This is a genomic window from Micromonospora sp. WMMD558, from assembly GCF_049315255.1.
Classification (GTDB): Bacteria; Actinomycetota; Actinomycetes; order Mycobacteriales; family Micromonosporaceae; genus Micromonospora.
This window is the reverse complement of record NZ_CP186061.1, coordinates 2,218,734-2,232,929: the sequence shown is the minus strand read 5'-3', so window position 1 is coordinate 2,232,929 and position 14,196 is coordinate 2,218,734. Positions and strand designations below refer to the sequence as shown.

Here is a 14,196-nt window from a genome sequence, read left to right as displayed (position 1 = left end):
GGGGCCGTGCGGCCACCCCGGCTCCGTCCTGTCGGGGTATCCCCCAGCCTCGACGGTGTCACCAGGTCGGCCGCTGGAGCAGCCCGACGAACTCCACCAGCAGCCGCTCACGCAGCGCCGGCGGTGCGGCGTCGAGCAGGGTGTTCACGGTCGCCATCCGGTCCGGCACCGGAGCGGCGCCGGCCCCGAGTCCGAGCCCGGCCGCCAGGCCGGCCACCAGGTCCGCCGTGAGTGTCTCCGGCGTCAGCGCCCCGGCGAGGGCGAGCAGCTCCGACGGGAGCCGGACCGGCCCGGCCGCTCGGGTCGCCGCCACGGCGTCGGCCAGGTCCGGGCCGAAGCCGGCCACCTGCGGCGCCACCGACGCGGTCACCGTGAGGTGCACGCTCACCGGCAGCCCGGCGTACGACAGCTGCGGCTGGGTGTGCCAGCCCCGGGCGGCCAGCTCGTCGACGAGCACGAAGAGGTCCAGCTCCGGCCCGGTGCTGGTGAAGCACACGACGGTGGACTCGGGCTCGGCCATCAGCCGCAGCCCCTCGACCCCGCGCACGGCGTCGGCCAGGCCGGCGACCGCGTCCCGGGTCAGCGACGCGAGCCGCAGGTACCCGTCCTCCCCCAGGTGCCGGAGGGTGGCGTACGCGGCGGCGATCGGCCCGCCGGAGCGGGTGGAGGCGATCACCGGGTTGACCATCGTGTAGCCGGGCCAGTCGGCGTACGCGAAGTACTGCGGTGCCCGCAGCGCCGCCTCCCGGTGCAGCAGCACCGACACGCCCTTCGGGGTGTACGCGTACTTGTGCAGGTCGACGGAGATCGAGGTGACGCCCGGCACGGTGAAGTCGAACGGCGGCACCGGCTCGCCGAGACGGCGCAGCCAGGGCAGGGTCCAGCCGCCGAAGCACGCGTCCACGTGGCAACGCACCCCGGCGCGGGCGGCGGTCTCCGCGACCTCGGCGACCGGGTCGACGACGCCGTGCGCGTACGACGGCGCGGAGGCGGCGACCAGCACGGTCTCCGGCCGGATCGCGGCGGCGACGGCGGCCGGGTCGGGACGCAGCGTCTCCGCCGGCACCGGCACGATGTCCAGGGCCACCCGCAGGTAGTGGGCCGCCTTGGCGAAGGCGGCGTGGGCGGTGGCCGGAACCACGATCCGGGGCTCGGTGAGGTCCGGGCGGGCGTCCCGCGCGGCCTTCACCGCCAGGATCAGCGACTCGGTGCCGCCGCTGGTCACGTTGCCGACGACGTCCGGCGCGCCGGCGCCCGGGCCGCCGCCGAGCAGCCGGGCCGCCGCGCCGACCAGCGCGTTCTCCATCGCGAGCAGGGACGGGAACGCGGTCGGGTCGAGCCCGTTGACGTGGGCGCTCTCGGCGTGCGCGGCGGCGGTCAGGGCTTCCAGCCCGTCCACCGCCGGGTCGTAGACGTACGCGAACAGCCGCCCTCCGTGCGTCGGCCGGTCGGCGTCGCGCAGTGCCCGGATCTCCTGGAGAACCCGCTCGGCGGGCAACCCGCGCGCGGGCAGCCCGCTCTCGTCGATCATAGAGTTGTGGTGCCCTCTCTGTGGTGGTGAGCGGCCTCCGTCGCCAGCACGACTCCGCGATCGCCGGAGTCGGGCGCGGCGGCGGCGAGCGCTGCCGGAGTCAGGTCGTAGGGGCGCAGGAGGAGGGTGGCCGCCGCCACCAGGAGCGCGGGGAGGACCGTGAAGCCGAGGAGGATGCCCAGGCGGGCGCTGTCCGGCTGGGCGGCCGCCGCGCCGGTGTCCGAGGGAACGTAGCCGGAGAACTCCAGCACCAGCCCGAAGATGCCCGGACCGAGCGCCAGGCCGAAGGTCTCCCCCGCGGTCCACAGGCCGGTGAACACGCCCGCCTGCCGCCGCCCCGTGCGCGCCTCGTCGTACGCGATGCAGTCCGGCAGCATGGCGAGCGCGAAGACCTGCTGGCCCGCGTACCCGACGCCGATCAGCGCGACCAGCAGGTAGATGCCGACGACCGGGAGCACAGGAGCGGCGACGAGCGCCAGCGCGCCGGCGGCGAAGATCAGGGACGCGGCGACCAGCCCGGCGAGCTTGCCGAACCGCCGCCCGACCCGGCTCCACAGCGGCATCACCAGCAGGGCCGGCCCGACGAAGCAGACGAACAGGACCGTCGGCCCGCCCTCCGGGTCGCGCAGGATCTGCGTGGCGAAGTAGTCCACGCCGGCCAGGATCGTCGCCACCCCGGCGGACTGGATCACGAAGCAGACCAGCAGTGCCCGGAACGCCCGGTTGCGACCGGCCACCGCGAGCTGCGCGCGCAGCGTCGGCTCGCTTCCCGCGGCCGTGCCGGCGGGCGCGGAACGGGTGCCGAGGAAGGCGCCGACCGCACCGAGCACGATCAGGCCGGCGACGAAGACTCCCATCCAGCGGTGCCCGGCCAGGCCGCCGCCGCCCGCGTCCCGGACCAGCGGCGCCACCGCGCCGGAGACCAGGATGGCCAGCGCCAGCACCGCGATCCGCCAGGTCATCAGCCGGGTACGTTCGGTGTAGTCGCCGGTCAGCTCGGCCGGCATCGCCACGTACGGCACCTGGAAGAAGGCGAACGCGGTGGCGGTGGCGAGGAAGGCGAGAGCCACGTACGGGCCGGCCGCCGCCCCGGTCCCGAACGGCGCGGCGAAGATCGCGGCGAAGAGCACGCCGAGGGCGATGCCGGCGCCCAGCAGGTACGGCCGGCGGGGGCCCCACCGGGAGCGGGTGCGGTCGGAGATCCGCCCGGCGACCGGGTTGACCAGCACGTCCCACGCCTTCGGCAGCAGCACGAGCAGGGCGGCCACGCCCGCCGCGACGCCGAGCGTGTCGGTCAGGTACGGCAGCAGGAGCAGCCCGGGCACCGTGCCGAACGCGCCGGTGGCGAGCGAGCCGAGCGCGTACCCGGCGTGCACCCGCCGCGGCAGCACCCCGCCGGCGGGCGAGCCTGTCCCAGCCGGCGGCGCGTCCATGACGCCGAATGTTACTCACGTTATGACGGCGGTCACATCCCCTCTTCCGGGGACCAGCTCGCCGCCCGCATGTCCACGCCGGCACCCCGCAGCGGCGCCCCCTCGGCGAGCAGCCGGGCCCGCGCCTCCCGCTCGTGACCGGGCGGCAGCCGCCCGGACGAGGTCACGACCCGGTGCCACGGCACCCCACCACCGTGCCGCGCCATGATCGACCCGACCAGCCGCGCCGACGACCGGCCCGACCGCTCGGCGAGCGCGTCGGCCACCGCCCCGTACGACATCACCCGGCCGGGCGGGATGCGCTCGACCAGTTCCAGCACCGCCTCGACGTACTCCTCCGGTCCCACGACGCGCCACGATATGGGAACGCGGCGGGGCGGCGCGGGACCGACCACGCAGAATGGGCGGGTGCGCGACATGGTGACGACGGCCCGGCGGGTGGTCGTCAAGATCGGATCCTCCTCGTTGACCACCGCCACGGGCGGCCTGGACGACCGGCGGGTCGAGGTGCTCGTGGACACCCTCGCCGCCCTCGCCGGTCAGGGCCGGGAGGTCGTGCTGGTCTCCTCCGGCGCGATCGCCGCCGGGCTCGCCCCGCTCGGGCTGGCCCGCCGCCCGCGCGACCTGGCCACCCAGCAGGCCGCCGCCAGCGTCGGGCAGGGGCAGCTGATCGGGCGGTACGCGGCGGCCTTCGCCCGGCACCGGCTCACCGTCGGGCAGGTGCTGCTCACCGTCGACGACGTGACCCGGCGGGCGCACTACCGCAACGCGTACCGGACCCTGCGCAAGCTGCTCGACCTGCGCGCGGTGCCGATCGTCAACGAGAACGACACCGTCGCCACCGAGGAGATCAAGTTCGGCGACAACGACCGGCTGGCCGCCCTGGTGGCCGCCCTCGTCCACGCCGACCTGCTGGTCCTGCTCTCCGACGTCGACGCGCTCTGGACCGGTGACCCGACCCGCCCGGGTTCGGCGCGGATCGCCGAGGTGCGCGACGACCGGGACCTGTCCGGGGTGACGATCGGCGGCGCCGGCCGGGCCGGGGTCGGCACCGGTGGCATGGTGACAAAGGTGGAGGCGGCCCGGATCGCCACCGGCTTCGGCATCCCGGTGGTGCTCACCGCCGCCGGCCTGGCCACCGAGGCGCTGGCCGGGGATCCCGTCGGCACCCTCTTCCACCCCAGCCGGCGGCGGCCGGCCGCCCGGCTGTTCTGGCTCGCCCACGCCACCTCGCCCCGGGGCCGGCTGCACCTGGACCCGGGAGCGGTGCAGGCGGTCGTGGGGCGGCGCAAGTCACTGCTGCCGGCCGGCATCACCGCCGTCGACGGCGCGTTCACCGCCGGCGACCCCGTGGACCTGGTCGACACCGAGGGCGCGGCGGTGGCCCGAGGGCTGGTCAACTACGACGCGGTGGAGCTGCCCGGCCTGCTCGGGCGCTCCACGTCCGAACTCGCCGCGGCCCTCGGCCCGGCGTACGAGCGGGAGGTCGTCCACCGCGACGACCTGGTGCTGTTGTAAGCAAGGGCCCCTTGTTAACTCCTGGCGTTGTACAAGGGACCCCTCCTAACACCGAGGAGTACAGGATGAGCGTCGTCGAGCAGGCGCGGCGGGCCCGGACGGCGGCGGAGGCCCTCGCGGTCGCCACGCGTACCGTCAAGGACGCCGCGCTGCACGCGATGGCCGACGCGCTGGTGGCGCGTACGCCGGAGATCCTGGCCGCGAACGCCGCGGACCTGGCCGCCGGGCGCGCGGCCGGGCTGAGCGCGGCCGTGCTGGACCGGCTCGCGCTCGACGAGGGGCGCGTGGCGGGCATCGCGGACGCGCTGCGCCAGATGGCCGCGCTGCCGGACCCGGTCGGCGAGGTCGTCCGGGGCTCCACCCTGCCGAACGGCCTGGAACTGCGGCAGGTCCGGGTGCCGTTCGGGGTCGTCGGCATCATCTACGAGGCCCGGCCGAACGTCACCGTCGACGCCGCCGGCATCTGCCTGAAATCCGGCAACGCCGCGCTGCTGCGCGGCTCCTCCTCCGCCATGCACTCGAACGCCGCGCTGGTCGCGGTGCTGCGGGACGCGGTGGCCGGCGCCGGCCTGCCGGCGGACGCGGTGCAGCTGCTCGACGCCGCCTCCCGCGACTCGGTCAAGGAGCTGATGCGCGCCCGAGGCCTGGTCGACGTGCTCATCCCGCGTGGCGGGGCGTCGCTGATCCGCACGGTGGTCGAGGAGTCGACCGTGCCGGTGATCGAGACCGGCGTCGGCAACTGCCACGTCTACGTGGACGCCGCGGCGGACGTGCCGAAGGCCGTGGCGATCACGCTGAACGCGAAGACGCAGCGCCTCTCCACCTGCAACACCGCCGAATCGCTGCTGGTGCACGCCGACGTCGCCGACGCCTTCCTGCCGCCGATGCTGGCCGCGTTCGCCGAGGCGGGGGTGACCGTGCACGGCGACAGCCGGGTGGCCGCGTTCTCCGCCGCGGTGGTGCCGGCCACCGACGAGGACTTCGCCACCGAGTACCTGTCGGCGGACATCTCCGTCACCGTCGTCGACACGCTGGAGGCGGCGGTCACGCACATCCGGCGGTACGGCACCGGGCACACCGAGGCGATCGTCACCGACTCGCAGGCGGCGGCGCGGGAGTTCGTCGCCCGGGTGGACGCGGCGGCCGTGATGGTGAACGCGTCCACCCGCTTCACCGACGGCGGTGAGTTCGGCTTCGGCGCGGAGATCGGCATCTCCACCCAGAAGCTGCACGCCCGCGGCCCGATGGGGCTGCCGGAGCTGACCAGCACAAAATACGTCGTCACCGGGACCGGTCACCTGCGGTGAAAGGAAGGGCCCCTTCTTAACGTCTGGTGTAGAGGAGGGGTCCCCTTTAACGCCGCGCGCCGCACGCCGCGTGTCAGCGGCAGGCGCGGATCGCCGTCAGGGTCGCATGCACGTCGAACTGGTGCCCGTCGTCGCTCTCCCAGCCGCCGTCGCTACGCTGCGTCTCGGCCAGCCGGCGGCGGGCCCGCACCAGGATCCAGTCCTGCTCGTCGACGCCCACCCGGCGCAGGGACGCGGCCAGCCAGGCGACGTTGGCCGGGGACATGTCGGCGATCCGCTCGGCGAGCGCCACCTGGATTCGCGCGGACTCCTGGAACATCTCCTGGCGGAACAGCACCCCCGCGCTCAGCCACCCGGCGGCGAGGAAGGACGGCCAGCTGCCGTCCGGGTTGAGCCGCGCGACCAGCGACAGCGCCGCGGCGTGCACGACGCCCGCGTACACCCCGCCGACCCGGTGGTCCAACGGCCCGGCGGCACGCGCGTCCAGCCCGGCGACGGTCAGCCAGAACGCGGCGTTCGCCGTCAGGTAGAACCCGGCCTCCGGGTCTCCCGGCCGGGCCCACTCCGGCGCGGTGTCAGCCAGCGCGGCGTCCTCCTCCCAGCCGCCGTCGGGCAACTGGCGGAACGCGAGCCAGTCCAGCGCGCGCCGGGCGGCCGGCCGGCCGATGGCGCCCAGGTCGTCCAGCTCGGCGAGCCGGAAGCAGGTGGCGTCGACGGACGCCACCTTGCCCTCGAGGTACGCGGGCCAGCCGCCGTCCGGCAGTTGGCCGCCCTCGGCCACGTCGAGCACGTCCGGCCCGGGCGGCGTGCCGGTACGCAACCGGGACAGCCGGGCACGGTCCACCACGTCCCCGTGAGCCACCACGAAGCCGATCGCGGCGTCGATATCCACCACGGCGGTCACGCTACCTGTGCAAACGCGACTCCGCCTCGGTGAATCGGCCACCCGACGCGGGCCCACCGCACCGAGGCCCCGCGTGTTAAGAAGGGGCCCCTCCTCTACGCCAGGCGTTAAGAAGGGGCCCTTCCTTACGTCAGTACGCCGGCAGCGACGGGTCGATCTGCTTGATCCAGGAGAGGACGCCGCCCTGGACGTGCACCGCGTCCCGGAATCCGGCGGCCTTCAGGGCGGCGAGCGCCTCGGCCGAGCGGACACCGGACTTGCAGTGCAGCACGATCTGCCTGTCCTGCGGGAACTCCGCCAGCGCCTCCCCGGAGACGATCTCGCCCTTGGGGATCAGGCGCGCGCCGGGGATCCGCACGATCTCGTACTCGGCCGGCTCCCGGACGTCGACCAGGAACACGTCCTTGCCGGCGTCCTGCCATTCCTTGAGCTCCAGGGCGGTGATGGTCGAGTCGACCACCGCCTCCTGCGCCTCGACCGACACCGCGCCGCAGAAGTCCTCGTAGTCCTCGAGCAGGTCGGTGACCGTCGGGTTCTCGCCGCACAGAACGCAGTTCGGGTCCTTCCGGACCTTGATCTTGCGGTAGGTCATCTCCAGGGCGTCGTACACCATCAGCCGGCCCACCAGCGGCTCGCCGATGCCGGCGAGCAGCTTGATCGCCTCGTTGACCTGGATCGAGCCGATCGACGCGCAGAGCACGCCGAGGACGCCGCCCTCGGCGCAGGACGGGACCATGCCGGGCGGCGGGGGCTCCGGGTAGAGGCAGCGGTAGCAGGGGCCGTGCTCGGCCCAGAACACCGACGCCTGGCCGTCGAACCGGTAGATCGACCCCCACACGTACGGCTTGCCGAGCAGCACCGCCGCGTCGTTGACCATGTACCGGGTCGCGAAGTTGTCGGTGCCGTCGACGATCAGGTCGTACTGGGCGAAGATCTCGCGGACGTTGTCCCGGTCCAGCGCGGTGTTGTGGATCTCCACGTTGACCAGCGGGTTGATCTCCCGGATGGAGGCCGCGGCGGACTCGGCCTTGGAGCGGCCGACGTCCGAGACGCCGTGGATGATCTGGCGCTGGAGGTTGGACTCGTCGACGGTGTCGAAGTCGATGATGCCGAGCGTCCCCACCCCGGCGGCGGCCAGGTACATCAGGGCCGGGGAGCCGAGGCCACCCGCGCCGACGCAGAGCACCCGGGCGTTCTTCAGCCGCTTCTGGCCCTCGACACCGACATCCGGAATGATCAGGTGGCGGGAGTAGCGGCGGATCTCGTCAACGGTCAGCTCGGCGGCGGGCTCGACGAGCGGGGGCAGCGACACGGTGGACTCCCCGGGATCGGCGGTGGCGAACCGGGCCATTGTCGCTCGCCGGGCGGCCGGTCGGCCATGAGGAGCGACACTCGTCCGCACTGCGGGAGCGGGAATAACTCATGTGCCCGGCACCGGCTCGCCCGCGTGCCGCCGGCCGTCCAGGTACGGCCAGGGGTTGGCGACGCAGCCGTCCAGCCCGTACGTCTGCTGCTGCATCACCGGTGCCGGCGCCCCGGGGCCCGGGCAGGCCTCGTGCCACTCCCCGAACTCGTGCCCGACCTCGTGGTTGATGACGTAGCTGCGGTACACGGCGAGCGGCGCCCCGTAGTCGGGTACCCCCTCCACCCAGCGGGCCAGGTTGATGATCACCTGGCCGGGCAGTCGGCAGGAGGTGTAGCCCTCGGTGCTGAGGCCGCCCTCGGCGCACATCCGCTCCGACGTGTCCGGGGTGGCGAGGTAGACGGTGAAGTCCGCGAGGTCCGCGTCCTCGACCCGCTGCACACGCAGCTCACTCGAGCCGATCCAGCTGCGGGAGTCGCCGAGCACCTCGTCGACCGTCGCCGCGAAGGTGCCGGCGTCGTGGCCGATGTCGCGCTCCACGGCCACCCGGTAGCGGCGCAGCGGCCCGTCGGCGCCCCGGACGTCGGTGTCGCCGGTCGCGGTGACGAAGCTGCCCGCCCCGACGCGCGGGTAGCCGCCCGGCTGCGGCCGCTCGGCGGCAGCCCCGTACGAGGTGCGGTCGGGCGGGCTGCCCGCCGGCGGTTCGGCGGCCCGGACCAGCGCCACCGACGCCGCCGCGGCGAGCAGCAGGACCACGCCGAGCCGCAGGGCACGGCGGCGCCGGCGCCGCATGCGGACCCGGCCCGGCCGGGGCGGGCGAGCGGACGGGCCGGAAGAGGACGGCGCGGTCATGACGCCAGCGTCGCAGAATAATCGGGCAATTCCCCACAAATGCGCGCTAACGCCTTTGATGTGTCGACGTCAGACCGGCGGGCCGGTGTACCGCCGCCCATCCACGTACGGCCAGGGATTCGCGACGCAGCCGTCGAGGAAGAGGGTCTGCTGCATCATCACCGGGGCCGGCCGGCCCGCACCGGGGCAGCGCTCGTGCCGGTTGCCCAGCTGGTGCCCGACCTCGTGGTTCACCACGTACAGCCGGTAGACCGGCAGCGGCACCTTCATCGCGACGAAGTGCGGGACGGACAGTCGCCACCGGTCCAGGTTGATGATGACCTTCCCGGGTGCCCGGCAGGACGTGTACGGGCGCCCACCGATCCGGATGTCCACCCCACCCGCGAGACACATCCGGCCGGCCGTCTGCGCGGTGGCCAGGTAGACGGTGAAGTCGGCGGCGGCGTCGCCCGGCACCTGCTGCAGCCGCAGCCGGCCACCGTCGACCCAGCTCCCCGGCCCGGCGAGCGCCTCCCCGACGGTGGCGGCGAACTCTGCCACGTCCTCCTGCGCCCCGTTCTCCACGGCGACCCGGTACCGGCGCAGCGTGCCCGCCTCGCCGAGCAGCGGCCCGGTGCGATCGTCGTACCCGAAGGTGCCCTGCCCGGCCGACGGCACCGGCCCCGGGATCTGGAACACCGGACGCGCCGTCGGCTCCGCCGCCACCGTCGTCGGTGCCGGGCTGGGTGCCGCCGACGTGGGTGCCACCGACGGGACCGGCGTCGGCGCGGCGACCACCTCCGCGCCGACATCGGCACCGCGCTGGTCGGTGACCACCGCCACCGCCGCGACGACCGCCAGCACGAGAACCATCGCCTCCAGCACCCGCCGGGCCCGCCTGCTCCGGCGCCGGTGCCGGCCACGGACCGCGCCGGCCGGCGGGCGGGACGGCGTACGGCCTCCGGCACCCGCCGAGGTCCCGGCACGACCACCGGCGCGCTGGGCGGGCGGACGCCCGGTCCGGCCCGCAGCCGGGATCCCCCGACCACCGGCCGATGTCACCCGGCCCTCAGCCGGGGTCGCCCGGCCACCAGCCGGCGGGGGCGTCCGGCGGCCGGCCGGCCCGGTCGCGCGACCGCCGGTCGACACCGGGGGCGGCACGGCGGCCCGGCCGCCCCGAGTGCCCGGCTGGACGGCGGGGGCACGAGCGTGCGTCGATGAGCTGGCGGTACCACGGGCGGAGGGCATCCCGCTCAGCCTGCCATGTCGGGCCGCTTCGCGGAGTCCCCCGTTTCGGCGAGCAGCGGCAGGACAGCGCGGGCGACCAGGCGCGGCACCTCGAGCTGGGCGACGTGACCGACCCCGTCCAGCATGAGCAGCCGGCTGTCCGGGATGGCGCGGGCGGCCTGCGGCGCGACCCGCACGTCCACCAGGCGGTCGTGCCGGCCACCGATGACCAGCGTCGGCGCCCGCACCATGCCGGCCAGCCGCCACATCGACCCGGAGCCGGGCAGGTAGGACCGCAGGAAGCAGGAGACCAGCCCTCGGAACGTCCGGACGTACGCGGCGGCGTAGTGGGCGGCCTCGTAGCGGACCCGGATCTCCTCCAGCGCCTCCCGGCGGCGCTGCTCGCTGATCCGGCTCACATCGGCGACGCACGCCTCGATCACCTGCTGGGCCATCACCTCGGGCGCCAGCTGCGCCAGCCGCCAGGCGGCCAGCCGCTCGCCCCGGGGGATCGCCAACAGCGGCAGCATCCGGCCCTGCAACGATCGCCGGAAGTCGAGGAACGGCAGGGCGGGTGAGATCAGGGTCAGCGTCCGGACCAGGTCCGGGCGTGCCGCCGCCACCTGCACCGAGATCGCGCCGCCCAGCGAGTTGCCGAACAGGTGCACCGGGCCACGGCCGGAGTGCTCGATCCAGCGGACCACCCGCTGCGCGAACGAGGGAACCGTGTAGCGACGGCCCGGCTCGCTGCGGCCGAAGCCCGGCAGGTCGATGGCCTGCCCGTCCAGCCGGTGGGCGAGCAGGCCGGCCAGGTCGGTCCAGTTCTGCGAGGAGCCGCCGAGGCCGTGGACGTACAGCGCCGGCTCCGCACCGGGCGCGGTCGCCGGAGTCTCCCGGACGTACGTGACGGTGCCGTCGAGGCGTACCTCGCGACCGGGCCAGGGGGGCGGGACGGAGTGCTCGGGAAGCACGTCGTCCGGCCAGAGGGTGGCGCGCTTCATCGCTCCAGTCTGCCCGTGGTCACGGCGACCGGCAGCGCATCCGGCGGCGGTCAGGCGAGCAGCGCCTCGAGGCGGCGGTTCACCGCGGCCAGGGTCGCCCGGACGACGGCCTGGCGCGGGTCGCCGGCGACCAGCGCTGAGCCGGCGAGCTGCTCGACCCAGCCGTCGCAGACGAGCAGCACCACCACCGTGGCCACCTCGCAGTTGCCGAACGGCACCACGGCCGCGTGCTCCACGAAGCAGCGCCCCGGGCCCGACTCGGGCCCGGACCCGCGCAGCAGCTCGTCGACCGCCGCGGCGGCGGCCACCGCGCACAGGCGCAGCACGTACCCGTCGACGGCCGGGCCGGTCGCGTACCCGGCAGCGGGCGCGCCGGCGGTCGTCAGCCGCACCTCCACCGTGGCGTCGAGCCCGAACGTGCTGACCTGCACGTGGTCGATGACCACCCGCGGGCCCGGCCGGCCGCCGGTGTCCAGCGGCCGGGACGGCGCCGCCTCCGTCGTGGTGACCTGGCCTCCGGTGTACGACGTCCCGACGGTCGCCGGGCTGCCGGTGGGCGCGGCCGGCGCGGCGACCGAACCCGGCTCGTCGACGGTGGCCCGGCCCCGGTGCGGCCCGCTGGACTGCCGGCGTCGGCGCGGGGTTTCCGGCAGGGCCGCCTCCGGCCGCTCGGACCGCGACGGCAGGGCGTCCCGCCCGGCCGGCGGGCGGGGCACCCGCGACTCGGCGGTCCGGGGCTCGGCGGCGGACCGCTCGGCGGACCGCCGGCGGACCGGAGGTGCCGGCTCGGCGGGCACCCCGGGCACGTTCTGCGGGGCGGCGGCGAGGCCCATCCGCTCCTGGAGGAGCCGGGCGACGTGCCGGCTCACCTCGGCGGGGTCGGCACCGTCGGCGAGGTCGAGGCGGAGGCTGTGCGCGCCGGCCTGGGTGCGGCGCAACTCGGCGTCGCGGACGCCCGCCACTCCGCGCACGGCGTCGAGGATGGCGTCCACGTCGAAGCCCTCGGGCCGGTCGCGCAGCGGGGCCGGCTCGTCGTCGCGGCGGAGGTGGGTGGCGATGCGGGCGAGTTCCGGGGTCTCGGCGGGTGGCTCCACGGCTGGCGGCTCCGGCACGACGGGCACGTCCGGCTCGGCGGGGACGCGCTGCGGCAACACCGCCGACGCAGGGTCCGGCAGCCGGTCGTCGCCGACCGGCCCGGCCGTCGGTGCCGGCTCCGGGGCGGATCGGCGGGCCGCGTAGGGGGGTGCGCTCGTCGGGGCGGGCGCGGTGGGGATGCGGTCGCGGCCACCGGCGCCGCTCGTGGCGGGCTCGGCGGCGGGACTCGTGGCGGGGCCGGCGGCCTTCGGTGCGGTGGCGGGCTGATCCGCCGGCGCGGGGGCTTCCGGGCGGAGGCGGAACGGCCGGCGGCTCTCCAGCGTGGCGTCATCCCCGTCAGGGGTGCCCGCGGCCGCGGCGGCGGGGGGCGCGCTGGCCGGCCGCTCCGGCGCCCAGGCGGACCGGTCGGCCGGTGGGGCCGGGGGGGTCGCCGGCGCCCGGCCGGCGGGCGGCTCGTACACCGGCCGGATGTCGGGGCCGCGGCCCGATTCGGCGGGTGCGGGGTACGCGTCGGCACGGACCGGTTCGTACGCCCGCTGCGGCTCGGCAGCCCAGGCGGGCCGCTCGTCGCGCGCGCGGCGACCGGCGCCGGGCTCCGCGTCGCGGGTCTCGGGTTCCGGGCGGGCCCGCCGGCCGGACGACTCCGGACCTGGGCGGAACGGCACCGGCTCAGCCTGGTCCCGGGCCCGGCGGCCGGGCGCCTCGGGAGCCGACGTCTCGGCTTCGTCCCGGGCCCGGCGGCCGGGCGTCCCGGGAGCCGACGACAACGTCTCGGCCTCGTCGCGGATTCGGCGACCGGACGGCTCCCAGCGGTCACCCGGCTCGTCGTGTCCGGCCGGCTCGGAGCGGTCGCGGGCCCGGCGACCGGCCGCCTCCGGTTCCACCCGTGCCCACGGGGGCGCCCACTCGTTCCCCCAGCTCGGCTGGTTCCAGCTCGGACCGGACCACTCCGGCTCGGCGAGCGGTGCCCGGCGGTCCGTCACCGGGGCCGATCCCGGCTCCGCCGGGCGGGCCGGCGCGCCGAACGGTGAGCTGGTCGGACCTGCGTCGGCGTCGCTGCCGGGCCCGCGGTCGATGCCGGACACCCGGTCGCCGGACTCCCAGCCGGCCCGCGCGCGGTCGGCGTCGTAGGCCGGTCCCCCGCCGGCGGCCGGACCGTCGGCCGCGGCGCGGCTCGCCGGACCCTCGCCGAAGGCGCGGTCACCGGTGGGCGGCTGCTCGGCGCGGTCGCCGGGCCGGGGCTCGGTGGGCGGCGGGAACGCACGCGGGTCGTGCGGCGCCGGCCCGGGCGGGTACGCCGGGTCCCAGCCGCGCGCCTCGTCCCGGGTGGACGGCGGCTCCGGTGACCGGTCGGCCGTCGGCGCGTGGAGGCCGGGCGGCACCTCGAAGCCGCTGGCGGCCGTGCCGACCGGCGGGACCTGCACGGCGGGCGGCGCCGACGTCGGCAGCCCGGGCTCGGCCCACCGGGACGCGCGCGTCGTCGGCGGCTCCTCGGTGGCGTGCCGTGCCGGATTGGGCTCCGGCTCGGCCGGCCCGGAGGACTGCTCGACGGCGGGCGCGGGACGCGGGGCCGGCACCACCAGACGGTCCCCGTCGGTGTCCCGGCGTGGGTCGCCGGAGAGGCCGGGCGGGGCGCTGACCGGGGACTGGCGGGCGGACGGCGCCTCGGCGGGGGCGTGCGGGTAGCCGTTGGCCCGGTGGCCGTTGGCGTGCGGGCGCGGCGCGGCACCGGACGTGCCGGGCACCGGAGCGGGCAGGTCACCGTGTTGGGGGGAGGAGGTGGCCCATCCCGGGGTCGGGTCGGACCGACGCCAGGGCGCGGCCGGTTCCGGGGGCCAACCGGCCGCCGGGGGCACCCATCCGCCGCCGGAGCGGGACTGGTCCTCCTGCGGACCGGTCCCGTCGCCGTGCTCTCCCGGGGTGGCGGCACCGGGTTGCCCTGCTTCACTCACCGCGCGCTCCTTGGTCGCCCCCGCTGAGGCTACC

10 protein-coding genes and 1 pseudogene are annotated in these 14,196 nt (G+C 76.1%); 2 read left to right on the top strand and 9 right to left on the bottom strand.

Annotation, left to right across the window (positions count from 1 at the left end; translation table 11 throughout):
* Window positions 1-58 precede the first annotated feature (58 nt).
* The 3 genes from ACN26Y_RS10880 to ACN26Y_RS10870 are packed head-to-tail and all read right to left on the bottom strand — an operon-like array spanning window position 59 to window position 3,311.
* Window positions 59-1,531: a pyridoxal phosphate-dependent decarboxylase family protein gene (locus tag ACN26Y_RS10880; RefSeq protein WP_155330185.1), complete on the bottom strand. Its 1,473-nt coding sequence runs from the start codon at window positions 1,529-1,531 to the stop codon at window positions 59-61.
* Complete coding sequence (locus ACN26Y_RS10875; RefSeq protein ID WP_155330184.1) at window positions 1,528-2,964, bottom strand: MFS transporter; 1,437 nt, start codon at window positions 2,962-2,964, stop codon at window positions 1,528-1,530. The genes ACN26Y_RS10880 and ACN26Y_RS10875 overlap by 4 nt, the downstream gene beginning before the upstream one ends.
* A 32-nt stretch (window positions 2,965-2,996) precedes the next feature.
* Complete coding sequence (locus ACN26Y_RS10870) at window positions 2,997-3,311, bottom strand: MGMT family protein (protein ID WP_155330183.1); 315 nt, start codon at window positions 3,309-3,311, stop codon at window positions 2,997-2,999.
* A gap of 13 nt (window positions 3,312-3,324) precedes the next feature.
* Here ACN26Y_RS10870 and proB point away from each other — a divergent pair, with 13 nt between their 5' ends.
* Complete coding sequence (proB, locus tag ACN26Y_RS10865; RefSeq protein WP_155330182.1) at window positions 3,325-4,482, top strand: glutamate 5-kinase; 1,158 nt, start codon at window positions 3,325-3,327, stop codon at window positions 4,480-4,482.
* A 65-nt stretch (window positions 4,483-4,547) separates the two neighbouring features.
* Window positions 4,548-5,789 (top strand): glutamate-5-semialdehyde dehydrogenase, encoded by a 1,242-nt coding sequence (locus ACN26Y_RS10860; RefSeq protein ID WP_422734682.1) that lies wholly within the window; start codon window positions 4,548-4,550, stop codon window positions 5,787-5,789.
* A 73-nt stretch (window positions 5,790-5,862) separates the two neighbouring features.
* Here ACN26Y_RS10860 and ACN26Y_RS10855 read toward each other — a convergent pair whose 3' ends face one another.
* From ACN26Y_RS10855 to ACN26Y_RS10830, 6 genes and pseudogenes are all read right to left on the bottom strand, one after another.
* Window positions 5,863-6,693: a prenyltransferase/squalene oxidase repeat-containing protein gene (locus tag ACN26Y_RS10855; RefSeq protein WP_155330180.1), complete on the bottom strand. Its 831-nt coding sequence runs from the start codon at window positions 6,691-6,693 to the stop codon at window positions 5,863-5,865.
* Window positions 6,694-6,823: 130 nt separating this feature from the next.
* The gene (gene moeZ, locus ACN26Y_RS10850; protein ID WP_196255833.1) at window positions 6,824-8,044 is read right to left on the bottom strand and encodes an adenylyltransferase/sulfurtransferase MoeZ; all 1,221 of its coding nucleotides are present in this window, start codon (window positions 8,042-8,044) and stop codon (window positions 6,824-6,826) included.
* A 69-nt stretch (window positions 8,045-8,113) separates the two neighbouring features.
* Entirely contained in the window at window positions 8,114-8,908 is a 795-nt protein-coding gene (locus ACN26Y_RS10845) for a DUF3152 domain-containing protein (RefSeq protein ID WP_155330178.1), read from the bottom strand.
* Window positions 8,909-8,977: 69 nt separating this feature from the next.
* A complete protein-coding gene (locus tag ACN26Y_RS10840; protein ID WP_155330177.1) occupies window positions 8,978-9,760 on the bottom strand; it encodes a DUF3152 domain-containing protein in 783 nt (260 codons plus the stop codon).
* A 380-nt stretch (window positions 9,761-10,140) separates the two neighbouring features.
* Window positions 10,141-11,115: an alpha/beta fold hydrolase gene (locus tag ACN26Y_RS10835; RefSeq protein WP_155330176.1), complete on the bottom strand. Its 975-nt coding sequence runs from the start codon at window positions 11,113-11,115 to the stop codon at window positions 10,141-10,143.
* A gap of 50 nt (window positions 11,116-11,165) precedes the next feature.
* Window positions 11,166-12,854, bottom strand: a pseudogene (locus ACN26Y_RS10830) (hypothetical protein); the annotation flags it as partial.
* Window positions 12,855-14,196 lie beyond the last annotated feature (1,342 nt).